Origin of the sequence: Oricola indica, from assembly GCF_965227485.1 — a bacterium.
Taxonomy (GTDB): Bacteria; Pseudomonadota; Alphaproteobacteria; order Rhizobiales; family Rhizobiaceae; genus Oricola; species Oricola indica.
This window is the reverse complement of the sequence record NZ_OZ245747.1, coordinates 2,590,190-2,613,051: the sequence shown is the minus strand read 5'-3', so window position 1 is coordinate 2,613,051 and position 22,862 is coordinate 2,590,190. Positions and strand designations below refer to the sequence as shown.

At 61.1% G+C, this 22,862-nt stretch carries 15 protein-coding genes, 1 tRNA gene and 1 pseudogene; 9 read left to right on the top strand and 8 right to left on the bottom strand.

Annotation, left to right across the window (positions count from 1 at the left end):
• Nucleotides 1-72: 72 nt before the first annotated feature.
• On the bottom strand, nucleotides 73-582 hold the full coding sequence (locus tag ACQK2M_RS13085) for a hypothetical protein (RefSeq protein WP_425418182.1): 510 nt from the start codon (nucleotides 580-582) through the stop codon (nucleotides 73-75).
• A 112-nt stretch (nucleotides 583-694) separates the two neighbouring features.
• Complete coding sequence (gene ade / locus ACQK2M_RS13080; RefSeq protein ID WP_425418181.1) at nucleotides 695-2,509, bottom strand: adenine deaminase; 1,815 nt, start codon at nucleotides 2,507-2,509, stop codon at nucleotides 695-697.
• A 1,163-nt stretch (nucleotides 2,510-3,672) separates the two neighbouring features.
• Between ade and ACQK2M_RS13075 the strand changes: the two genes are divergently transcribed.
• A complete protein-coding gene (locus ACQK2M_RS13075) occupies nucleotides 3,673-4,245 on the top strand; it encodes a hypothetical protein (protein ID WP_425418180.1) in 573 nt (190 codons plus the stop codon).
• A gap of 454 nt (nucleotides 4,246-4,699) precedes the next feature.
• Here the strand turns inward: ACQK2M_RS13075 and ACQK2M_RS13070 are convergent, their stop codons facing one another.
• Complete coding sequence (locus ACQK2M_RS13070) at nucleotides 4,700-5,890, bottom strand: tyrosine-type recombinase/integrase (RefSeq protein WP_425418179.1); 1,191 nt, start codon at nucleotides 5,888-5,890, stop codon at nucleotides 4,700-4,702.
• A gap of 186 nt (nucleotides 5,891-6,076) precedes the next feature.
• Nucleotides 6,077-6,162 (bottom strand) — tRNA-Leu (locus tag ACQK2M_RS13065).
• Between the two features lie 135 nt (nucleotides 6,163-6,297).
• Here ACQK2M_RS13065 and ACQK2M_RS13060 point away from each other — a divergent pair.
• The 3 genes from ACQK2M_RS13060 (at nucleotide 6,298) to ACQK2M_RS13050 (ending at nucleotide 10,015) form a co-directional block, all read left to right on the top strand.
• A complete protein-coding gene (locus ACQK2M_RS13060) occupies nucleotides 6,298-7,059 on the top strand; it encodes a competence/damage-inducible protein A (RefSeq protein ID WP_425418178.1) in 762 nt (253 codons plus the stop codon).
• Between the two features lie 155 nt (nucleotides 7,060-7,214).
• Nucleotides 7,215-7,712, top strand: coding sequence for a xanthine phosphoribosyltransferase (gpt, locus tag ACQK2M_RS13055; RefSeq protein ID WP_223475036.1), 498 nt, complete (start codon nucleotides 7,215-7,217; stop codon nucleotides 7,710-7,712).
• Between the two features lie 137 nt (nucleotides 7,713-7,849).
• Nucleotides 7,850-10,015 carry an autotransporter outer membrane beta-barrel domain-containing protein gene (locus ACQK2M_RS13050; protein ID WP_425418177.1) on the top strand — a complete coding sequence of 722 codons (2,166 nt, stop codon included), beginning with the start codon at nucleotides 7,850-7,852 and terminating at the stop codon, nucleotides 10,013-10,015.
• Nucleotides 10,016-10,075: 60 nt separating this feature from the next.
• Here the strand turns inward: ACQK2M_RS13050 and ACQK2M_RS13045 are convergent, their stop codons facing one another.
• Both ACQK2M_RS13045 and ACQK2M_RS13040 read right to left on the bottom strand, forming a co-directional pair.
• On the bottom strand, nucleotides 10,076-10,660 hold the full coding sequence (locus ACQK2M_RS13045; protein WP_425418176.1) for a hypothetical protein: 585 nt from the start codon (nucleotides 10,658-10,660) through the stop codon (nucleotides 10,076-10,078).
• 46 nt (nucleotides 10,661-10,706) lie between these two features.
• Nucleotides 10,707-12,587 (bottom strand): methyl-accepting chemotaxis protein, encoded by a 1,881-nt coding sequence (locus ACQK2M_RS13040; RefSeq protein ID WP_425418175.1) that lies wholly within the window; start codon nucleotides 12,585-12,587, stop codon nucleotides 10,707-10,709.
• A gap of 1,049 nt (nucleotides 12,588-13,636) precedes the next feature.
• Here ACQK2M_RS13040 and ACQK2M_RS13035 point away from each other — a divergent pair.
• Both ACQK2M_RS13035 and ACQK2M_RS13030 read left to right on the top strand, forming a co-directional pair.
• Nucleotides 13,637-17,488, top strand: a pseudogene (locus ACQK2M_RS13035) (vitamin B12-dependent ribonucleotide reductase); the annotation flags it as partial.
• An 86-nt stretch (nucleotides 17,489-17,574) separates the two neighbouring features.
• Nucleotides 17,575-18,987, top strand: a complete 1,413-nt coding sequence (locus ACQK2M_RS13030; protein ID WP_425418174.1) for a hypothetical protein — start codon at nucleotides 17,575-17,577, stop codon at nucleotides 18,985-18,987.
• A gap of 849 nt (nucleotides 18,988-19,836) precedes the next feature.
• On the opposite strand, the gene ACQK2M_RS13025 is transcribed toward ACQK2M_RS13030, so the two are convergent.
• Nucleotides 19,837-20,124 carry a GIY-YIG nuclease family protein gene (locus ACQK2M_RS13025; protein WP_425418173.1) on the bottom strand — a complete coding sequence of 96 codons (288 nt, stop codon included), beginning with the start codon at nucleotides 20,122-20,124 and terminating at the stop codon, nucleotides 19,837-19,839.
• Nucleotides 20,125-20,286: 162 nt separating this feature from the next.
• Between ACQK2M_RS13025 and ACQK2M_RS13020 the strand changes: the two genes are divergently transcribed.
• Together ACQK2M_RS13020 and ACQK2M_RS13015 are read left to right on the top strand one after the other, a co-directional pair.
• Nucleotides 20,287-20,562 (top strand): hypothetical protein, encoded by a 276-nt coding sequence (locus tag ACQK2M_RS13020; protein ID WP_425418172.1) that lies wholly within the window; start codon nucleotides 20,287-20,289, stop codon nucleotides 20,560-20,562.
• A gap of 358 nt (nucleotides 20,563-20,920) precedes the next feature.
• Nucleotides 20,921-21,625 (top strand): hypothetical protein, encoded by a 705-nt coding sequence (locus ACQK2M_RS13015; protein WP_425418171.1) that lies wholly within the window; start codon nucleotides 20,921-20,923, stop codon nucleotides 21,623-21,625.
• Nucleotides 21,626-21,685: 60 nt separating this feature from the next.
• Here ACQK2M_RS13015 and ACQK2M_RS13010 read toward each other — a convergent pair whose 3' ends face one another.
• Nucleotides 21,686-21,835, bottom strand: a complete 150-nt coding sequence (locus ACQK2M_RS13010) for a hypothetical protein (protein WP_425418170.1) — start codon at nucleotides 21,833-21,835, stop codon at nucleotides 21,686-21,688.
• A gap of 149 nt (nucleotides 21,836-21,984) precedes the next feature.
• Between ACQK2M_RS13010 and ACQK2M_RS13005 the strand changes: the two genes are divergently transcribed.
• Nucleotides 21,985-22,860 (top strand): DMT family transporter, encoded by an 876-nt coding sequence (locus ACQK2M_RS13005; RefSeq protein WP_425418169.1) that lies wholly within the window; start codon nucleotides 21,985-21,987, stop codon nucleotides 22,858-22,860.
• Nucleotides 22,861-22,862: the final 2 nt, after the last annotated feature.

Genomic DNA, 22,862 nt, shown 5'->3' with positions numbered 1-22,862 from the left:
AATGATCGAATACGTCGCTACACGAACACGTCCACTTCCTCGAAGTTACGGGCATCCCGGACCAACTCTGGGCTAATTCTCGCGGCGCAATCCGCGGGATGTCTTTTCCGGAAGCGTGATCCCCATCGCGGCAAGGCGATCGGGCAATTCCGTGGGATCGAATAAGTCCAGTCCGAAATACTTCTGAAGCGCGAATCTGGCCTCTCTGACAATGAGGACAGCCTCGACTGAAACACTCTGTGGATCTGACTGCTCGTAAAGGAGACGGGCGAGAACCGGAATCGCTCGATCCGGATCCCACTCCATCACACGACGCGCAGCTCTGCCCCGCGTGGACGGATCGGTATCATTCATCAGCCTTTCGAGGGCCATTCTTCCCTCCAAGCCGGTCTTCGCCAGAACATCCAGCGCTTCGGTCACTTTTTCACCATGCCGATTGGCAGCAGGAATATCGCCTCGGCGCTGCGCCGCGACTTGAAGAGCCTGGTACTTCAGAAAACGCCTGGTCCAACCCTCGGCGTCTCCAACGGAAGGTTTCGGGGTCATAGCCGCATTCTTCAGGCGTTTGTCGATAATGTCCAAGCCTAGATTAACTGAGCCCGACACTGCCCCTGCTCGACTGGAAAACGTATGGCGCGCATGAAACGCGAGGGCTTTAGTACGCAAACAGCTTCGTCAACAAACCAATCCGTCGCTACACGAACACGTCCACCTGTTCGAACGTCCGCACATCGACCAGCCCGACATCGGAAATGCGCAGTTCCGGGATCACCACAAGCGCAAGCAGCGAGTGCTGCATATAGGCATTGTTGAGGGTGCAGCCCATTTCGCGCATCGCGGCGCCGAGGATGTCCGTCTTGGCGGCGACGATCTCGGCGCGCTCGTCGGACATCAGGCCCGCGATCGGCATTTCGACAAGCGCCAGTTCCTCGCCCTTCGAGATCATCACCACTCCGCCGCCGACCTCGCCGAGGCGGTTGGCGGCGATCGCCATGTCCTCGCGATTGGTGCCGACGACGATCATGTGATGCGAGTCATGCGCCACGGTCGAGGCCATGGCGCAATCCTGCGTGTAGCCGAAACCCGAAACGAAGGCATTGGCGACCGTGCCGGTGGCTCGATGACGTTCGACAAGCGCGATCTGGCAGACATCGTTCGGGCGGTCCATCTGGACGATACCGTCCTCGACGGAAAGCCTTGCCTCCAGCGCCCGTGTCGGCGCCTGGTTCTCGATCACGCCGATGACGCGCACATCGACATCACCGGACGGCTTCGGCGCGCGGATCAGGAAATCGTCGGCCGCGAGCGTCTTGCCGAGCTTCACCGTGCCCTTTGCCTCCGCCGGATAATCATAGGGCGGAATCTCGACGGTCAGCTTGCCGTCCTTGGCGAGTTGCGCGCCACGTCCGTAGACCTCGTCGATCGACAGCTCGGCGAGGTTGGAGACGATCAGGAAATCCGCGCGCCGGCCAGGCGCGATCGATCCAAGTTCGCGCTCAAGCTTGAAATGCTGGGCGGTGTTGACGGTCGCCATCTGGATGGCCGTGACCGGCGCGAGCCCCTGCGCGATGGCATGGCGCACGACACGGTCCATATGCCCGTCCCGCACCAGCGTGCCGGAATGGCTGTCGTCGGTGCACAGGATGAAGTTGCGCGGGTCGATCCCCTGTTCGGTAACCGCCTTGATCTGCTCGGCGACGTCGTACCATGCGGAGCCGAGGCGCAGCATCGCCTTCATGCCCTGCCGCACCCGGGCGATGGCATCTTCGGCGCGCGTACCTTCATGGTCGTCTTCCGGCCCGCCCGCGACATAGCCGTGGAATGGCAGGCCGAGGTCGGGCGACGCATAGTGCCCGCCGACGGTCTTGCCCGCCGTCACCGTCGCCTCGATGGCCCCGACCATGGTCTGCTCGTTCGCGGCGACGCCCGGGAAGTTCATCACCTCGCCAAGGCCGATGATATTCGGCCACGCCATCGCCTCGCCGATCTCGTGCGGTCCAAGCGACGCGCCGGCATGCTCCAGACCCGGCGCGGAGGGCACGCAGGACGGCATCTGGACGAAGACATTGACCGGCATCGCTTCGGCCTCGTCATGCATCATCCTGACACCCGGCAGGCCCAGGACATTCGCGATCTCGTGCGGATCGACGAACATGGAGGTCGTACCGTGCGGCACGACAGCGCGCGTGAACTCCGTCACCGTCACCATGCCGCTTTCGATATGCATATGCGCGTCGCAAAGACCCGGAACGAGATAGCGGCCCCGCGCATCGACCACCTTGGTGCCCTCGCCGATGCAGTGCGAGGCATCGGGCCCGCAATAGGCGAACCGTCCGTCGACAATGGCAAGATCGGTGGCCGGGATCACCTCGCCGGAATGGACATTCAGCCATTTGCCGTTGCGCACGACAAGGTCGGCCATCTTGCGCCCCATCGCGACATTGACGAGGTCGCGGGCGCATTCGGTCCACGGCTTGGGCGGGGCGAAGATCGGTTTGGTCGAGGGCATGGCTGTCTCCGGGCGAGCATGACGACATTGCCCGTGAAATGGCCCAATTGCCAGCCCCGCGCAACGAATAGAAACGCCGGCACGATTCAGGGAATTTTCACCTGCGTGAGATAGCTCTCCATCGATGAAGGAATCCGAGTTCGGTCAAGCCGAATGAAAGCCATGTACGCGCCGAGCTGGACGATTTACCTGCGCAGTTGGTTCGACAGCCAACTCGAACCGACAGGTCACCCCCGAATAGACGGCCGAATCCGCGCGAGCCAGATCCAATCGGCGCTGCGCTTCATGATCGGCAACATGCTCGTCAATATCATCAATGTGATCATTGTCGTGGCAGCGCTTTGGCGGAACACACATGATACGGCTCTGCTCGTCTGGGGCGGACTGGTGACCGCATATGCCCTGCGCGTTCTCTGGAAAGTGCCGAAGATCCGCAGACACTGGCAGGCCGATTCGAGCCGGAAGGGCACGATCGTTTCCGCGATCGCCAATTCGCTGTTTCTGGGAACGGTCTGGGGGCTCATGCCTGCGATCTGGTTTCCAACGGCGGGACATGAGCAGGAACTCCTGATCGCAACGGTCATAACGGGAATGATCGGAGCCGGCGCGTTTTCCCTTTCAAGTCTCCCGCTGGCGGCTTTCACCTATGTCGTCCCGATGGCAACTGGTGCGTATATCGGAGTATTCCGCACGGATATCGCGCATTTGTGGCCCGTTGCCTTCTTGCTGGGACTGTACTCGATAATCATCCTCTACACCGTTCACCGACTGGCGCAATTCTTCATCGAAAGAACCGTCGCCGAGGAAGCGACCCGGGAACGCGGAGAAGTCATCGAGCTGCTGCTTCGCGAATTCCAGGAAAACGGATCAGACTGGCTATACGAACTGGACGAGAGCCTGAAAATCGTCAGTTGTTCGCCGCGCATGAGCGCGGTCACACGCATGTCGAAATCCAGGCTGCTGGAACTGAAGTTCAAGGACCTCCTTTGTCCTGAGGATCGGGATGCCTTGCTGAAGCGGATCGAGGGGCAATCGGCATTTCATGACTTCGTCTGCCGGGTCACGTTCGGCGACGTCGAGCCGATTTTGGTGTCGCCTGGGATGGCGATTTCGATCGCTGTTTCCTTTTCGACCATACCGGCCAGTTCATTCCCGGCGAATATGTGGTCGGCTTGCTGGCGCGGGCATTTCTCGCCAAGGAACCCGGTGCCACCGTCGTGCACGACCCCCGGGTCGTCTGGAACACCCAGTCCGAGATCGCGCGCGGCGGCGGCCGGGCACATGCAGCCCGCACCGGACACGCTTTCCTCAAACAGGCCATGCGTGACACCGGCGCGATCTATGGCGGCGAGATGTCGGCCCATCACTATTTCCGCGATTTCATGTGCTGCGACAGCGGCATGATCCCGTGGCTGATGGTCGCCGAGCTCTTGAGCAGCACCGGAAAGCCGCTGGCTGAACTGGTCGCGGAAGCGCGGACGGCCTTTCCGTCTTCGGGTGAAATCAACTTCCGTGTCGTGAACCCGGCCAATGCCATCCAACGCGTCTCGAACGCCCTGAAGCACAAAGCCGACGCGGAAGGCCTCACGGACGGTCTGTCGCTGACATTCCCCGACTGGCGCTTCAACCTGCGGGCCTCGAACACCGAACCTCTGTTGCGCCTAAATGTCGAAACGCTGGGCGACCGGGAGAAGCTGGCGTATCATGTCAAACAGGTTGCCGCGCTGATCGATTGACACTCCGTATGCCGCCGCAAGCAAGAACAGCGGCACACTCCCCTTTTCATCTCCTCGTTCCGGGCCAAGTCGCACGGCATTTCGATTTATGGGGAAGGATATTCCACGCCGATCTGCAGTTACACGCGCACTGAATACATCGGCCAACAATTACGCCAAGCGGGACCAGTATGGCTTCATGTCAGCCTTTGTCGATGAGGAGGACGTGGTGCTAATCGGTAGAGGTTCCGACGAGATGAGGGTCGGACGGGCGGAGATTGAATCCCAGGTCAAGCGAGATTGGGAACAGACCGAGCCGTCTCGATGAGCTTCAGTTTCATAGCAGTGTCCGCGCGCGTTGGCGTTGCATGGCACAAAGCGGCCGTCTCAGAATCGGGCGATGATATGTCTGCTTCTGGATGGAATCCGGACATGCTGCTTGAGCGCGCTATGTGAGTCGAAGTCGGATGTTGCACTAGGCTGTTTTAAGCATAGATCGGATCTCGGCTGACCACCATTCTGTCATCTTGACCCTTTCTTCCCAGTAAGCTGCGCGATGATAGGCGCGGCGGACCTGGTCGACTCCGAGGTGACCGAGTTCAGCTTCGATTGCATCTGGATGCCACTTGCCGCTTTCGTTCAGCAGACTGGATGCCGAAGCGCGAAATCCATGCGAAGTTGCCTCGCCTTGAGTGTAACCAAGCCGACGAAGCGCACCGTTCAGCGTATTCTCGCTGATTGGTCTCTGCGGAGAGCGAATGGACGGGAAAACGAGCGCGCGATTACCTGTCAGGCGTCTGAGGCCGAGCAGGATCTCGATGGCTATTCTTGAAAGCGGCTTGCGGTGTTCGCGGCGCATTTTGGCGCGATGTGCCGGAATGGACCAGATCGCGTTGTCGAAGTCGAACTCATCCCATACCGCCTGGCGCATTTCGCCAGGGCGTGGATAGAGCAGACACATCAGTTTCAGTGCTGCACAGGTCTCCGGTGCGCCATCATACCCCCAGATGGCTCGCACAAGGCCGGCGAATTTCTCCCTGTCCGTGATTGCCGCACGGTGGGTCACGGTCGGAGTGATCAGTGCGCCGCGCAGACCGAACGTCGGATCGTTTTCGGCACGAGCCGTCGAAATGGCGTATCGGAATACCTGTCCGATGGTCGCGCGAAGTCTCCGTGCCGTTTCGTAGTTGCCATCGCTCTCGACCTCGCGAAGCGGAACGAGGATTTCCAGCGCAGTGATCTCTGTGATTGGCTTTTCGCCGAAATGCCGACGTGCGAAGCCCAACAGCCACCGCTTTTTGATCAGGGTCGATTCCGCCTTCCCCTCTCGTTCGGCCTTGGCGATTAGTTCGTCAGCAACCGCATTGAACGAGTTGGCGCTGGAAACCTGCCTCTTTAGCTTTTCCAGCTTGGCCTGCTGCGATGGATCGATTTTCTCTGCCAGTAGTCGTTTGGCGTTATCCCGTTTCTCCCGCGCTTCTGCGAGCGTAACGATCGGATAGCTGCCGAACGCAAGCGTCTTCTGCTTACCCCCGAAGCGATAGGCCAGGCGCCAAAGTTTCGAGCCCTGCGGTGTTACGAGCAGAAACAGCCCGCCGCCATCGCTATGTTTCGTAGGCTTCTCGGTCGGCTTGAGACCGCGAAGCTTGGTATCTGTCAGCGGCATATGTTGGTATCGCAGCCAGCGGGCCGTTGGTATTTGGCTATCATGCCCACGAAGATACCAACAAAATCGCTGGATGCCAACGGACGTAGCTGGGCGATCCCGGACTATCAAATAGACGAAAATCCAGGAATCCCATAAATTTCGATCACTCTCGCGGACTTGGTAGGATAACCTCAAAACGGAAAGTGGTGCCCCCTGCCGGACTCGAACCGGCACGGCCAAAGGCCGAGGGATTTTAAGTCCCTTGCGTCTACCAGTTCCGCCAAGGGGGCCCGCGACAAGCGCTAGCCGAGCGCGGCGGGACGATCAAGCGCAAAGGCTGTGGAGGCCGCGAGCACTGGCCGTTCAATCCCGCTTCACAACGCCCGCTCCGCCGCCTAAAACACCCGCAACACCGGAGCGCGCGCATGCCAACCGAATCAAAAGAAAAAACCGGCCTTTCCATCGTCACCGCCGGCATGGTCGTGATCGGCGACGAGATTCTGTCCGGCCGCATTCGCGAGAAGAATTCCGGGCACCTTGCCGCTGTCATGACCGCCATCGGCATCGACCTGAAGGAGATCCGGATCGTAGGCGACGACGAAGCCGCGATCATCGCGGCGGTCAATGCGCTACGCGAACGCTTTACCTATGTCTTCACCTCCGGCGGCATCGGCCCGACCCATGACGACATCACCGCCGACGCCATCTCCAAGGCCTTCGGCCTGCCCTGCGATCACGATGCGGCCGCGATGCAACTGCTTGGCGAGTTCTACGCCGGGCGAAACATCGAGTTCACCGACGCGCGCAAGCGCATGGCCCGCATGCCCGAGGGCGCGGGCCATATCGACAATCCGGTCTCTGTCGCGCCTGGCTTCGTTATCGGCAACGTGCATGTCATGGCCGGCGTCCCGGCCGTCTTCCAGGCCATGCTGGACAATGTCGTGCCGACCCTGCGCACCGGCCGCGTTCTGCTCTCGCGCTCCGTCCACTGCCCGTTCGGCGAGGGAACGATCGGCGAACCGCTCGCCCGGATCCAGGACGACTATCCCGACATCGCGATCGGCTCCTATCCGAAACACGATTCAGGCCGCTTCTGGACCGAGATCGTGCTGCGCGGCGGCGACGAAGCGCGCCTCGAGGAAGCCGAAGCTACGGTCGCAGCGCTGGTTGCGGAATTGAGCGCCTGACCGCGTCATCGGGCATGGCGGCGCGTTGCGCCCGTCCGGAAATCACGCTCTCCACAACTTCATGCCCCGCCGCGACAGGCGGCGAACTTGCCGTGCATTCCCAATCCGGCTAAATCCGGTTTCCACATTCCAAACGACACGATCGGACCACCGGCATGTCCCTGCCCGAAAAAGCCTTCCCCGTCTCCTGGGATCAGTTTCACCGCGACGCGCGCGCGCTCGCCTGGCGCATCGCCGGCACCGGCAATGGCTGGAAAGCGATCGTCTGCATCACACGCGGCGGCCTCGTCCCGGCGGCGATCATCGCCCGCGAACTGGGCATCCGCATCATCGAAACGGTCTGCGTCGCTTCCTATCACGACTACACGACACAGGGTGACATCGAGGTCCTCAAGGAAGTCGACGCCAACCTGCTCGTCAATGACGGCGAAGGCATCCTGATCGTCGACGACCTGACCGACACCGGCAAGACGGCCGGCCTCGTGCGCGCCATGCTCCCCAAGGCGCATTTCGCAACGGTCTACGCCAAACCGAAAGGCCGTCCACTGGTCGACACCTTCGTCACCGAAGTCAGCCAGGACACCTGGATCTACTTCCCCTGGGATCTCGGCTTCACCTACCAGGAGCCGATCGCCGAAGGCCACAAGGGCTAGCCAAGGACTGTTGCCAGACGGCAACATTTTTCCCCGAAATCCCCTGACCAACTGCCCAAAAGGGGCAATTTTGGCTCCCCGCGGGCTGCGAAGCTTACGTATAGTCATCGCAGTGCAGTTTTGGGTCGGGGGACCGCATGCATCGCAGACCGATTGCCATCCCTTTGATGGCGCTTGCCGCTTGTGCCTTTTCGTGGGCGGGAACGACAGTCGACGCGGTTGCGCTGTCTACCGGTTGCGCCGCATTACCCGACACGCGCACGGAAACCGCCAGCACCTCGATCGGCGGCTATGTGTTTTCCGTCACCGGTACGTTCGAGACGGGCGAAACGGTTACCTTCACCCAGTCCGGCCATCCGCTTTATTCCTGGCAGATATCCTTCAACAGCTTCGACAGCGGCAGCAACCCGGCCGCGAACGGCTCGATCCTCAACGCCAGTCCCGGCAGTGTCCCCGCAAGCGCCGAATATACGATCGCGCAGGACGGCTATCACGATTTCTACCAGTTTTTTCAGACCTATGATTCATCCGGCGGGTTTCCCGATTCCACAGTAACCGTCACCTGCACCGAGGCGTCCGGGGGCGGGGGTGGTGACGGAAGCGGCGACGGATCCGGAGACGGCAGCGGCGATGGAACCGGAGGCGGAACAGGCGGCGGAGATGGTGGCGGGACGAGTTCCGAGGAACGGGCGGCACGCGAGGCTGACGCGATCGCCGACATCCTGCTCTCGAAGGAAAAGACGACCTCCGACCTGTATTCCAGCTTCGATCGCGATGCTGTCGATGAAGTTCTGCCGGATGGTGGACAAGATCGCGGGCCAGGCAGTCTGTCCGTTCCCATCGATGAGCGCGCGCCATCCGTAGGGACCGTGGCGCGTCCCGATGGCCGGACGGAAAAGATCGACCTCGGCATACTGATACCGGACGCCAGAATACGCGCTGCCTCGCTGCTTCAGGAAATCACCAGGATTGACGATCTGCTTGCCGGCGACACGGTTTTATCCATCCGTGCCGAGCTTTGGACCAGGCGCATCGCGCTCATCGAGGAGATGAAGCGCGTCATCGAAGATAGCGTGTGGGAGCGAATGATATGGCTTGAATTCCAGCACAAGTACATTCGTGCACGCGCCGAAGCCTTGAAATCCAGGATCGACCGGAACGCATATATCTCCCGCGTGCCCTTCGATGACGTCCCCGAGACAGACCTGAACCCGAATGCTGCACGAGAGAGAGACGAAGCCTATCTGAAGCAGTTGCAGGAACAGGACGAGGCCCTGCAAGACATCATCAGAAACCTGCGGATCGACGAAAACTTCCTGCTCAACAAGCTTCGTAACGCCGCCGGTCAGGCTCCGCAGGTCGATCCGATCAGGGACGAACTGGTGAACGGCCAGGTACCGCTGAGCTATGCCCCCGAGACTGCGCCGACGTCACCAATGGACATTTTCATGGACGGGAGCGATCAGTCCGCCCGGTTCGCCATGCGTTTTAACGGCATCGACTCCTATCGCGCGCTATCCTCCAACCGTCGATTGTCGAGCTGGATCGCGGGCGGTATCACGCTGTTCGACGACGGCTCGGCAATCGGGCGCCAGGGCGCGGAAGGAAGCATTGGCACGGGTCTCGCCTATCGCCTCGCGCCTCAAACCGCGATTTCCTCGGTATTCAAGCTGCGGTTCGGCTCCCTCGACACGACCGGCATCGACCGCGAGAACGACTACACCGCGGCCGGCATATCGGTGTCGCTGACACGTCGCATGGGGACTGGCCTGAAGGCGTCCGTTTCCATCTCGCACGATCATGCATGGATTGAAACGCGATCGTCAGGCACAACGGGGCGCTATGACGCGGGAAAGACCGCACTCTCGGCTCGCCTCTCTGGAAGAATCAACGCGTCCGGCGGGATCGTAATCCGCCCCTCCGCCGAACTCGGCTACGCGTGGAGCCAGAGAGCCGGATACACCGACAGCAGCAGTAGCGTAGTCCCTGGCAGCCGAAACGAGACGGCCACAGCTTCCGCCGGCCTGGAAATCGAGCGAACCTTCCTCTCCCTCCAGGGGCCTTTGAGGAGCTGGACGCCGTTTGGCGGTGCAAAGCTGCACCATGATTTCGACAATGCGAGTTCATTGGCAGTGGGCAGCACGGTCGTCGAGGATGCATCGACGCGAGCGACGTTCACCGCGGGAATGCGCGCGACGTTCCGCAACGACATGAGCATCGACAGCCGGATTGTCTTCGGAACCGGTTTCGATGGCGGGATGAATTCGGTGTCGCTGAACCTGAAGCTAAGGCAACAGTTCTGAAACCCGGACACAAAAAAGGGCCCGCAAGCGGGCCCTTTTCGTTCGACTGGAGTTCGAACGTCAGAGTGTGTTCAGGTTGATCCCGACCGTGATCGCGCCGATCGGCTGACCGGTTTCGTCGGCGACCGTCATCGACACTTGGCTCTGCAGCATCTGCGTCGACTCGTCCTTCTCGGCTTCATCGACGAAGATCGCCGCGGCGTCGCCCGACCCGTAGGTCTTCTGGAATTTTCCTTCGTCGCCCTGCCAGTAATCGGAGGTGACGTCCGACTGGCCCACATTGAGGCCTTTCGCATCCATCACGAAGATTTCGGTGATGACGCCGTTCGAGCCCATCTGCTTCTCGCGCAGATAGTCCGACAGGGAATTGGCGAGCACCGTGTCGATCAGTGTCATGTCGCCGCCATCAACGCCGGCGCGCCATTTCTGGTCGAGCGAGTCGATATCGGCCTGTGCCAGGCCGGAGTTGGCCTCGTTCTGCGCTTTGATCGCAGCGACGACAGCCGCGTCGGACAGCCAGGGCTTGATGTTGGCGTTGGCGTAGTCTGTAACCGCCGGAATGTGTTCGCCGGATGCCATCGAGGCATTGACGGCGAAGGTCATGGCGGTGGCGGCAAGCGCGGCCTTAAGGATCGTGGTCTTCATGCTTACTCCTAACTTTTCGATTGCATGATTTGGATAGGTGCTGTGATCAGAAGTCTTCCCAGTCGCCGGGCGCCGCGGCGAGCGCGGTGTTGCCGACAATCGCCGGGGCCGCTGACCGCCTCGGTTTGGCAACCTGCGGGCCGCGCGCCGGCTCGGCGCGAGGCGCTGGCGCCACGAGGTTTTCGGCGATCGCGAAGCGGGAAATGATCTTGTTCAGCCGGGCGCCCTGCGCGCGCAGTTCCTGGCAGGCCGCGTTGGTCTCCTCGACCATCGCCGCGTTCTGCTGGGTCGCCTGGTCCATGCTGACGACGGCGGTATTGATCTCGTCGAGACCGGTCGACTGTTCGCGGTAGCCGCCGATGATCGTTTCGATGCGTGTCGTGATCTCGTTGACCTGCCCCTCGATGCCGAGCAGCGACTCCGCGGTCTGGTTGACGAGCTTTACGCCGCTCTCGACTTCCTTGCCGGATTCGCCGATGAGCTTCGATATCTCCTTGGCCGCGTTGGCGGACCGCTGGGCCAGTTCGCGGACTTCGTGAGCGACCACGGCAAAGCCCTGCCCCGCCTCGCCCGCACGCGCCGCCTCGACGCCGGCATTCAGCGCCAGGAGGTTTGTCTGGAAGGCGATTTCGTCGATGACGGAAATGATCTGGCCGATCTGCGAGGACGATTTCTGGATCCGGTCCATGGCGGTGATGGCCTCGCGGACCACGGTCGCGGAGCTGGCGGCGTCCTGCTTCGTCTTGGTGACAAGCGATCCCGCCTCGGCCGCGCGGTCGGAGGATTCCTTGACCGTCGACGTCATCTCGTGAAGCGCTGCCGCCGTCTCCTCCAGCGAAGCTGCGGTCTGTTCGGTCCGGCTGGCGAGCGTGTCGGCGGAATTGGCCAGTTCGACCGAGCCTGAATCGACTTCGCGCGATGCGTTCTTCACATCGGCAAGCGTTGCCGAGACGGAATCGACCATACGGTTGAAATCGGTGACGAGCGTCTCGAAATCCGGGCCGAGATCGTCGAGATGGCACGTGAAATCGCCATCGGCCAGCTTTGCGAGCGCGGCGGCGACTTCGCCCACGGCGCGCGACTGCGCTTCCGCTGCGGCGACGGTGCGTTTCGAGTTCTCCGCGCGCTCGGCCTCGAAGCCCTGGCGCTGCTCGTCGGCAAGACGGCTTTCTTCCTGCTTGGCGATAAATTCGCCGCGGAACGTTTCCAGCGACCTTGCCACGAAGCCGATCTCGTCGCCCTTGTGCTGGTAAGGCACTTCGGATTCGAAATCGCCCTCCTGCATGCGGCCGATGCTGTGCGACATCGCGTTGAGCGGCGTCGCGATCAGACGGCGCATGATGAGCAAGAGAAGCCCGAACGCGGCGACCACGAGAACGCTCTGGATCGCGAACAGCATGACCGCGTTCCATTCGGCGGTCGCGTAGATCGGCGCGGTGGTCCAGACCGTGACGACCTCGCCGCTTTGTTGGCCGGCAGCGTTCTTCGGCAGAACCACGGTGACGGCAGCGACACCATCTCCGAGATGGTCGCTCGTCCCCTCGCCTTCGGCAGCGGCCTGTTCGGCAAGAACGGCGATTTCGGCACTGCTCAGCAGCGCTTCGGCGCCGTCACGGGTCCAAGAATCGACGATCTCGTTGTCGCGATTGAAGGCGGCGAATTGCACGAGATTGAGCGAGGGGTCGTCGCGGTAGAGCGCGTAGGAGTCCTGCACGACTTCCGCCTTGCCCCATTTGATGCCGCCGGCGGCGAGCGACGCGAACTGTTCGGTATCGCGGGTCCATTTATCGACAGCGGCCGCCACGGATGTGCGGATTTCCGTTGTCCAGGTGTAGCCGGCCAAAGCGGCGATCCCGCACAGGTTCACGACAATCATGAAGATGGCGATTTTCGCGGTCAGCGACATGTTATTGAGTTTGTTGAGCATGAACCTGCAAGCCCTTCGTACCGGCAAGCTCGACGCGAAGCGATATCGCGGAGCGGCCGGACAATACGGTCCGGAAACATGCACACGCCGGATTTGGCGCTCATGCCAAGGGTCGGTTCTACCGTTTGTGCCCGCTTACTAAACAGCACCCGACTTAAGACCCTGTAAAAATGACTGCGGAAAATATCAGGTAGTCGCGATTAGATGTTTACCCACCTTTTGCCCAACGGCGAATTTACGGTTTCAGAGGCTGTCGATGGCGATCCGGCGAGACCGATCGCGATCGCCGGCAGTCAGGCGCAGAGCGACATGCCGGGATAGAGAGCGCGAATTCCGACAGTGATGCCGATGCTCTCCACAACAAGGCTTGCCGGCGCCCCGCCATCGGGAACCGATTCGGCCTCGCGCACGCCTCCTCCGCAGCCCATATGCCCGAAATCGCGTCCAATAACGGCACCCGCCGCGCGGCAAGAAAAATTCTTTTTTGAAGCGTGCCCCGGCGATCGCGCGGCTGCACATGTCGTGAAGTCCGGGGAAACCCCGGTATTTGACTTATCCCCGGCTTCCACACTTCCACACACAACATATTGCGTTAATGCATTTGCGGAATCCTAGCTCTTGACCGGGTCCCCCGAGTCGCTTTTTATGAACGGAGCGTGACAGGAGTCGCGATGCCGGAATGTTGTTTTTCAGCCGGCGATCTCAGGTTTTGTTCAGGTTTTCGGCCTTGCGGGCGGGTGTTTCACATTCACCGCGAGCCAGGGAAATTGCGTGCGTGCAGGGGGTCCGGTCAATCGGTCGAAAGGATGTGCAAAGGGGAAGTTAACGCTATATTTAGTGTTTGCGTCCAACTTTGACACAACATAAGGTGACCCTTCCAGACGGAATCGGGATACCGAAAAAACCGGGTGGCAATCATTAGTAGTCAGTGTTGAGAGCGAATTTCCGAGCGTTTTCGGGAAGTTCGCATCAGCGGAGTGGGACGGGCGGTCACAGGCGGCCCGAAAAGGAATTCGTGTGCCGTGGACACGGCTTTGGCCAAACGGACAGGCACACTATATATAGAGGGACGAAGGTTAAACGAGATGCGCATAGAACGCCGGTTTACCAAAGAAGGTCAGTCACCCTACGCCGAAATCGCCTTCCGCAAGGCGACGAGCGAGATCAAGAACCCGAACGGCTCGATCGTTTTCCGTCTGGAAGACATCGACGTGCCATCGCAGTTCAGCCAGGTGGCGGCCGACATCCTCGCGCAGAAATATTTCCGCAAGGCGGGCGTGCCCGCGCGGCTGAAGAAGATCGAGGAAAATTCCGTCCCGTCCTGGCTGTGGCGTTCCGTTGCCGATGAAAAGGCGCTGGCCGAACTGCCCGAGGACGAGCGCTTCGGATCCGAGACCGATGCGCGGCAGGTCTTCGACCGCCTCGCCGGCACCTGGACCTATTGGGGCTGGAAAGGCGGCTATTTCGACGGCGAGGAAGACGCCCGCGCCTTCTTCGACGAGCTTTGCTACATGCTCGCCACCCAGCGCGTCGCTCCGAACTCGCCGCAGTGGTTCAACACCGGCCTGCACTGGGCCTACGGCATCGACGGCCCCGGCCAGGGCCATTTCTATGTCGATCCCTTCACCGGCAAGCTGAAAAAGTCCGATTCCGCCTACGAGCATCCGCAGCCGCATGCCTGCTTCATCCAGTCGGTCGGCGACGACCTCGTCAATGACGGCGGCATCATGGATTTGTGGGTGCGCGAGGCGCGCCTGTTCAAATACGGCTCCGGCACCGGCTCCAACTTCTCCGAACTGCGCGGCGAAGGCGAGAAACTCTCCGGCGGCGGCAAGTCGTCGGGCCTGATGTCCTTCCTGAAGATCGGCGACCGCGCCGCCGGCGCCATCAAGTCGGGCGGCACGACCCGCCGCGCGGCCAAGATGGTCGTCGTCGACATCGATCACCCGGATATCGAGCAATATATCGACTGGAAGGTGAATGAAGAGCAGAAGGTCGCCGCCCTCGTCACCGGCTCCAAGACCGTCCGCAAACACATGACCGCCGTCATGAAAGCCTGCGTCAATTGCGAGGCCGACAATGACGACTGCTACGATCCGAAGCTGAACACCGCCCTCAAGCGCGAGATCAAGGCGGCGAAAAAGGCAATGGTTCCAGAGAATTACATCAAGCGTGTGATTCAGTTTGCGAAGCAGGGCTACACCGACATCGAGTTCAAGACCTACGACACGGACTGGGATTCGGAAGCCTATCTGACCGTCTCCGGCCAGAACTCCAACAACTCCATCTCGGTCAAGGACGAGTTCCTGCGCGCGGTCGAATCCGACGGCGAGTGGAACCTGATGAACCGCCGCGACGGCAAGGTCGCCAAGACGGTCAAGGCGAAGGAACTGTGGGAGCGCGTCGGCTACGCCGCATGGGCCTCCGCCGATCCGGGCATCCATTTCAACACGACGATGAACGACTGGCACACCTGCCCCGCCGAGGGCCGGATTCGGGCGTCCAACCCGTGCTCGGAATACATGTTCCTCGACGACACGGCCTGCAACCTGGCCTCGATCAACCTGCTGCAGTACCGCGACGTGGCGACCGGCAAGTTCGACATCGACCGCTACGAGCATACCGTGCGCCTGTGGACAGTCGTGCTGGAAGTGTCCGTCATGATGGCGCAGTTCCCGTCCAAGCGCATCGCGGAACTCTCCTACAAATACCGCACGCTCGGCCTCGGCTACGCCAATATCGGCGGCCTGCTGATGACCTCCGGCATCCCCTACGACTCGGACGAGGGCCGCGCCATCTGCGGTGCGCTGACCGCCGTCATGACCGGCGTCGCCTATGCGACCTCGGCCGAAATGGCCGGCGAGCTTGGCCCCTTCCCCGGCTACAAGCCGAACGCCAGGAACATGCTGCGCGTGATGAAGAACCACCGCCGCGCGGCCTATGGCGAGGCGCAGGGCTATGAAGCGCTGGCGGTCAATCCCGTGCCGCTCAAGGCCGAGGACTGCCCGGACCAGGAGATGATCACGCATGCCAGGGCCGCCTGGGACAAGGCCATCGCGCTTGGCGAGAAGAATGGCTACCGCAACGCCCAGGCCACCGTCATCGCGCCGACCGGCACGATCGGCCTCGTCATGGATTGCGACACGACCGGCATCGAGCCCGACTTCGCGCTTGTGAAGTTCAAGAAGCTCGCCGGCGGCGGCTACTTCAAGATCATCAACCGCGCCGTGCCGGAAGCGCTGCGCACGCTGGGCTACTCCGAGCACGAGATCGCCGAGATCGAGGCTTACGCCGTCGGCCACGGCACGCTCGACCAGGCCCCGGCCATCAACCCCGGCTCGCTGCGGGCCAAGGGCTTCGGCGAAGAGACGATCGACACGATCAACAAGGCGCTGAAATCCGCCTTCGACATCAAGTTCGTCTTCAACCGCTGGACGGTCGGCGACGAGCAGATGGCGAAGTTCGAGGTGCCGGAGGAAAAGCTCTCCGACCCGGCCTTCGACCTGCTGACGCATGTCGGCTTCTCCAAGGCCGACATCGAGGCCGCCAACATCCACATCTGCGGCGCGATGACGCTGGAAGGCGCACCGCACCTGAAGGAAGAGGACTACGCCGTCTTCGACTGCGCCAATCCGTGCGGCAAGATCGGCAAGCGCTACCTCTCGGTCGACAGCCACATCCGCATGATGGCCGCCGCCCAGCCCTTCATCTCGGGCGCGATCTCCAAGACGATCAACATGCCCAATGACGCTACGGTGGACGACTGCAAGCAGGCCTACATGCTGTCCTGGAAGCTGGCGCTGAAAGCCAACGCCCTCTACCGCGACGGTTCCAAGCTCTCGCAGCCGCTCAACGCCTCGCTGATCGAGGACGAGGAGGACGAGGACGATCTGATCGAGGCGATCATCGAGGCCCCGGCCGCCGCCCGCGCGGCGGAAGTGTCCGAGCGCATCGTCGAGCGGATCATCGAGAAGGTGTCGCGCGAACAGGAAAAGCTGCCGACGCGGCGCAAGGGCTACACCCAGAAGGCCAAGATCGGCGGGCACACAGTGTTCCTTCGGACCGGCGAATATGATGACGGCCGTCTCGGCGAGATCTTCCTCGACATGAACAAGGAAGGCTCGACGCTCCGCGCGCTGATCAACAACTTCGCCATCTCGGTCTCGCTCGGCCTGCAATATGGCGTGCCGCTCGAGGAATATGTCGACGCCTTCGTCTTCACCAAGTTCGAGCCGGCCGGCATGGTCCAGGGCAACGACGCCATCAAGTCGGCGACGTCGATCCTCGACTATGTCTTCCGCGAACTGGCGGTCTCCTATCTCGGCCGCCACGACCTCGCCCATGTCGACCAGTCGGAATTCGACTCCACGCCGCTCGGCCGGGGCATTTCCGAAGGCAAGACGCAGCCCGTCTCGACCGGCTGGACACGCGGCCACAAGCTGTCGGTCGTCTCCGGCAAATCCGACGCCCCGGCAGGCTCGGCCGGCGGCACGCCTGCCCGCGCCGCGGCGCCGAAGGCATCGAACGTCAACCGGGTGACCGCCGTGGCGGCCGCCTCGGCCAAGACCACGCTGGCGACCGCCGCCAAGCCGGTGGGCGAACTCTTCGAGGAAGCCTCCGCCTTCAAGCGGGACTACGCCGACCGCCAGGCCGACTTCCAGACCGAGACCGAAGCGGACGCCGCGGCCGACCAGGCCAAGGCCGAAGCCACCGGCCTCTCGCCGCTCGCGGAAAAGGAAGCCACCATCGACGCGAAGAAGCTGGAAGCGGACCGCCGCATGAAGGCGATGATGCAAGGCTACACCGGCGACATGTGCCCGGAATGCTCCAACTTCACCATGGTGCGGAACGGCACATGCCTGAAGTGCGACACGTGTGGGAGCACGAGCGGGTGTAGTTGATATGCCTAAAAGCTGAATTGTCGTTCAGCAATGCACTGAGATAATATTTACCCTGCGCTTGTACAAAGCGCAGGGTTTATAATTTCTTGGTCGAAAAAATGACATACCGAAACTTACTAATTCGAGATTTGCAAGTTAACCGAGCGAATGATCGTCACGGCGAACTGGAAAATGAAACTGCTTCAATAGCGTGGTTATTCAACACGTTAGAAAACCACATGCGAAACCTCGCGAAGGATATCGTCAATGCCGGTATTCTCTATGAACCACCGCTCGTGGTGCCAAATGAAGATCTCTACATTGTGTTCGACGGAAATCGTAGAGTCACTTGCCTAAAATTGCTCGATAATCCTCGCCGCGCACCGACAATAGAACTCCAAGAGTACTTTTCGGCGCTGCGAGGAGAATGGAAAGGTGACTTTCCGGATGCAATCCAATGTCAGGTTGAAACTGATCGCGACCGGATAGACGAAATACTATTTCGTCGACACACCGGTTCACAAAGCGGCGTTGGTCAAAGCACGTGGGACGATAGGATGAAGGCAAACTTCATTAATCGTACGGGAAAAGGAGGTGGGGCCAGCGTAGCCGAAGAAATTGAGAAGCGCCTAACAGAGGCTGGCATGCTGCCAAGGCAAAAAATACCCAGAGCAAACTTAAACCGCCTACTCTCTTCAGAACAATATCGGAACCGGGTCGGCTTCGCCGTTAAAAAAGGGAAATTTGAGTATACGCACCAGGAAAAGATAGTGCTGCGCGCTATGCAACGCATTACACAGGACCTAGCAAGCAAGCGCTTAGTACTTGGGCATTTATGGGATACTGAAGGTAAATTAAGTTATCTTGATACTCTGGATGACGAGGGAGTTCTACCGAAAGCTGAACATTCTTTGACAGGCCAGCATTCTCCGCGCCCATCCCGATCAACGCCTTCTCAGACTCCACCCCCTACCAAAACGCGACCTTCGGTTCCCGCTTATCGACCACCGAAACAAACCACTCTAATTCCGAATACCCACTTCGAAATTGTATGGACAGGCCGATTACAACGCCACAAAGCAATTTGGGAGGAACTTCAATTTCATTTAAAGCTTAGCGAGCATCCCAATGCGATATCAGTCTTATTTCGCGTTTTGCTCGAAATTTCAACTGAGAACTACATTTCAATAAGAAAATTAGAAAAATCACCGAAAGACACGCTTGCAAAGCGTGTACAAAAAGCGGCTCGTCATCAATATTCTGAGAACAAAATCTCAAAAAGAGATCTATCTATGTTTGAGAAGTTTGCGCAACACGACGCACTCATTTCTGCAGACACGCTAAATGGCTATGTCCATTCCGCCAATTTCGCTCCTTCTCCTGAGCACCTACGTGCCGTTTGGGACGCTCTTTCGGGTTTTATAGTGAATTGCCTAAACGCCCATATCAGGCGGATACCGCCGAATCGAAATGACAAAATGGTACCCCGTCCTCCCTTGCCCCGTTGTGGGAGAAGGTAGCTGCGGCGATTCGATGACCGGCGCGAACGAATAAGGGTTCCCAAGCATCAAGGCCCGCCCCCTGCTCCGTCATCCTCGGGCTTGACCCGAGGATCCATGGCTGGGGGACTCACATATCGAAGCAGGAAAGAAAGCGATCCAGCGCGGCAATCCGCAATGAGCCGGCCATCACGTTCGGCGCCTCATTGGCCATGGATCCTCGGGTCAAGCCCGAGGATGACGACTTGGGGGGACATAAAGCGCTAATCGCCGATATCCGGGACCGACTGGAAAATGGCAGAAGCCAATCCGGCCAATCGCCGAAGTCCGAGACTAGCCTTAATGCCCATCCCATTCTCCGTCATCCTCGGGCCTGACCCGAGGATCCACGGATAGGGAACACACATATCGAAGCAGGAAAGAAAGCAATCCAGCCGAGCGACGCGCAGCCAGCCGGCCATCACGTCCAGCGCCTCCTGACCGTGGATCCTCGGGTCGAGCCCGAGGATGACGACTTGGGGGCGTGAAGCGCTAATCGCCAGCATTTGAGACAAACAGCGCAGCCAATGCAGCTAATCGCCGTCGTCCGAGACTTGCCTCAAAGCCCATCCACTCCTCCGTCATCCTCGGGCTTGACCCGAGGATCCACGGCTGGGGAACACTCCTATCCGAGCAGGAAAGAAAGCGATCCAGCCAAACGACGCGCAGCCAGCCCGCCATCACGTCCAGCGCTTCCTTGGCCGTGGATCCTCGGGTCAAGCCCGAGGATGACAACTTGGGGGGACGTAAGCGCCAATCGCCAACGTCCGAGTTCGGCCACTGTGCCCATCCCCACCTCCGTCACCCTCTGGCAACGCCTCGCGGCGAAACTCACTTGTTCAAATCAAGATAAAGATCATCCCAGCCCGGGTTCATCGCCTCGATCAGGTCGATTTTCCACTTGCGGTACCAGCGCTTCAGCGATTTCTCCCGCTGGATCGCGTCCGAGATGTGGTCGTGCTGTTCGTACCAGACCAGCCGGGTACAGCCATAGCGTGACGCGAAGCCCGGCGTCAGGCCTTCACGATGCTTGTAAATGCGTCCTTCGAGGTCGCTGGTCACGCCGATATAGAGCGTGCCCTTCTTGTGGTTCGTGATGATGTAGACATAGCCCGCCATGACATTTCGAGCCTCCTTGCCGTGGACCCTCGGGTCAAGCCCGAGGATGACGCGTTGGGGGGGACCGTAAAGCGCTAGTCACGAACATCCATAGCCCCCCGGGAACCCCTCCGCCTCCCCGAACATTCTCCGTTCGAGACCCATGAACCCAGGAGGCTTCCCATGAACTGGCACCTGCCCCGCAAGTACCGCGACCATCTCCCGGACCGCGACACGTTCGCCGATTACCTTCCGTCACGCTCCAGCCTCCCCTCGCTCGGCCTGTTCGACCGACGTCGCCAGAACACCGAAACCACGATCGCCATCGGCGTCGGCGCGGCCGCGCTGATCGGCCTGTGCGCCGGTGCCTGGCTCATCTCGCGCGACAAAGCGCTCGAGAAGAAGGACATGGACAAATTCCTCAAGGGCCGCTCCGGCTTCGGCCACGGCAACAAGTAAGCCTAAGTGGCTATCGCGCCCTCAATGCACTGATCCGAGCCTTCTGGAAAACCCCCACCCTTCATCCCTCCCCACAAGGGGGAGGGAATCCGTGGGCATCGCGCACAGGTTCTCCCACATCGAGCCAGGCTCAACACGAAGAGCTTGGCTGGATGGTGTAGGTGAAAGCGCGATTTTCTTGTCCTCCCTCCCCCTTGTGGGGAGGGATACAGGGTGGGGGTCGTCGCGAAGCGACCAGTGAAAAAATCTTTTAGTACAGGGACTTGCCCCCCTGTAAGCCTTTCCATCCACGAAACTTTATCCACCGCCCGCAAACCGCCCTTACCCTGCTTCCGCCCGCAACAACGGAAAAGAACGCATGGACTGGACGCTGGCCATCGACCGCAACCGCGCGATCCTGCTGCGCATCGTCGCCATGCTCGCGGCCATGGCAGAGATGGCGGACGGCGCGATGCCGGAAACCCTGCCGCGCCATCGCCACAGCGCGGTACGGCGCATCCTGCGCGCGGCCGAATCCGCACTGCGCCGGCTAATCGTCATCGCCGCGCGCCGGATCGTCGACATCCCGCCGCCGGTCGGTGTGTTCATGTACGGGCTGGGCTGCGGCGAAACGGGGAGCAAGCCGTCCCGCAAGGCAGCCGGCGGCAACGCCGATACCCCGGTTCCGCCCTTCCCGCTCACCGACCCGGTGAAGCGGTTTTCCTTCGCCCCGCCGTCGCGGTCGCCGAAAAGCTTTCCGCGCATCACCGTCATCGGCCTGTCCGAGCCGACGCCTGTGCCCGCCGGCTGGTACCGGTTTCCCAACGACGAAATCGACGCGCGGCCGCTCTGCCGGCGCATCCTGTCGATGGGCCGCGCGCTCGGCGATATCGGCGCGGAGGCCCGCCGCCTCGCCCGCCTGCAGCAACGGCGCGACCGGACGAACGCCAAAGCCGTCCGCCGTTCGCCCATACGGGTCGGCCCGCCGCCCGGCCGTCGCGCGCGACGGAACCACGAGATCGACGAAGTCCTGGCGGACCTGCACGGGCTCGCCATGGGCGCCTTGTCGCCCAACAGTTCATGACGGTTCGGCATATCGCTGTTCGCAACGACGTCGCCGCGTCGCGCGGTCGGCGGGCGCAGCCTATGCGGCCGCCAGCGCCTGCCCGATCAGATAGGCCGCCGTGAACAGCACGATCACGGTGCCCATGAAGGTGGCGAGGTATTTGGGCGTGGGTTCCGGCGGGTTGAGCGCCTCCCACATGGATGCGAGTTTTTCCTGCAAGGCTCTCAACGCAAAACCTCAGGCTTCATGACCGTCTCACCCTTGCATCTGGTCCCCGCCCGCGCAATGTCCAGAGATCGCCGAAAGCGCGACCGAAACGGCGCGCGAGCGCGCGGAACCGCTTCCCCACGCCACGCCATCGCGCTACAGCGTCCTCCATGAGTTCTCCCGATACCGCCGAGTCCCCCTCCTCCACGCCGCGCGGCATCGCGCTGATGACGGTGGCCATGTTGACGATCCCCGCCGTCGATGGCTTCGCCAAATATCTGAGCGCCGACTATTCGCCGCTCTTTCTCGCCTGGGCGCGCTATGCCGTCGCCTGCCTCGCCGTGCTGCCCGTGGCCGTGGCAATGCACGGAAAGCAGGTCTTCCCGCGCCGCGACCGGCCCGCCCATGCGCTGCGCACGCTGTTCCTGGTCTCGTCGATGACGCTCTACTTCCTCGCCATCGCCCGCATAGAGCTGGCGACGGCGATCACCGCCTTCTTCGTCGGACCGATCGTCGCCGTCGTGCTGTCCGTCGCCTTCTTCGGCGAACGGCTGACATGGCGAAAAGGTCTGAGCCTTGCCCTCGGCTTCGTCGGCGCGCTCATCATGCTGAGACCCGGCGGCGCGGTCGATCCCGGCCTGCTCATGGCGTTCGGGGCGGGTGTCTTCTTCGCGCTCTACATGATCGCGACGCGGCTCGCCTCGCGCCAGAGCGATCCGATCCGCACGCTTGCCTTTCAGTGCGTCTTCGGCGCGCTGCTGCTGACGCCCCAGGCACTCTTCGCCTGGTCAACGCCGGCGGTCGGCGACCTGCTGCTGTTTGCCGGGCTGGGCCTGTTCTCGGCCGCCAGCCACATCCTGTCGATCACCGCCTTCCGCTATGCCGACACGACGACCCTTTCGCCGCTCGTCTATGTGGAACTGATCGGTACGGCGACGATCGGCTATCTCGCCTTCCGCGAGGTGCCGGGGCTCGCGACGATCGTCGGCGCCGCCTTCATCGTCGCCGCCGGACTGGTGCTGCTGCAGCGTCGCGCCAGGGCGTAACG

Coding starts and splice junctions, on each gene's coding strand:
- ade (WP_425418181.1), bottom strand. CDS start 2,509: ATGCCCTCGACCAAACCGATCTTCGCCCCGCCCAAGCCGTGGACCGAA.
- ACQK2M_RS13070 (WP_425418179.1), bottom strand. CDS start 5,890: ATGCCGCTGACAGATACCAAGCTTCGCGGTCTCAAGCCGACCGAGAAG.
- ACQK2M_RS13060 (WP_425418178.1), top strand. CDS start 6,298: ATGCCAACCGAATCAAAAGAAAAAACCGGCCTTTCCATCGTCACCGCC.
- gpt (WP_223475036.1), top strand. CDS start 7,215: ATGTCCCTGCCCGAAAAAGCCTTCCCCGTCTCCTGGGATCAGTTTCAC.
- ACQK2M_RS13050 (WP_425418177.1), top strand. CDS start 7,850: ATGCATCGCAGACCGATTGCCATCCCTTTGATGGCGCTTGCCGCTTGT.
- ACQK2M_RS13045 (WP_425418176.1), bottom strand. CDS start 10,660: ATGAAGACCACGATCCTTAAGGCCGCGCTTGCCGCCACCGCCATGACC.
- ACQK2M_RS13040 (WP_425418175.1), bottom strand. CDS start 12,587: ATGCTCAACAAACTCAATAACATGTCGCTGACCGCGAAAATCGCCATC.
- ACQK2M_RS13025 (WP_425418173.1), bottom strand. CDS start 20,124: ATGGCGGGCTATGTCTACATCATCACGAACCACAAGAAGGGCACGCTC.
- ACQK2M_RS13020 (WP_425418172.1), top strand. CDS start 20,287: ATGAACTGGCACCTGCCCCGCAAGTACCGCGACCATCTCCCGGACCGC.
- ACQK2M_RS13015 (WP_425418171.1), top strand. CDS start 20,921: ATGGACTGGACGCTGGCCATCGACCGCAACCGCGCGATCCTGCTGCGC.
- ACQK2M_RS13005 (WP_425418169.1), top strand. CDS start 21,985: ATGAGTTCTCCCGATACCGCCGAGTCCCCCTCCTCCACGCCGCGCGGC.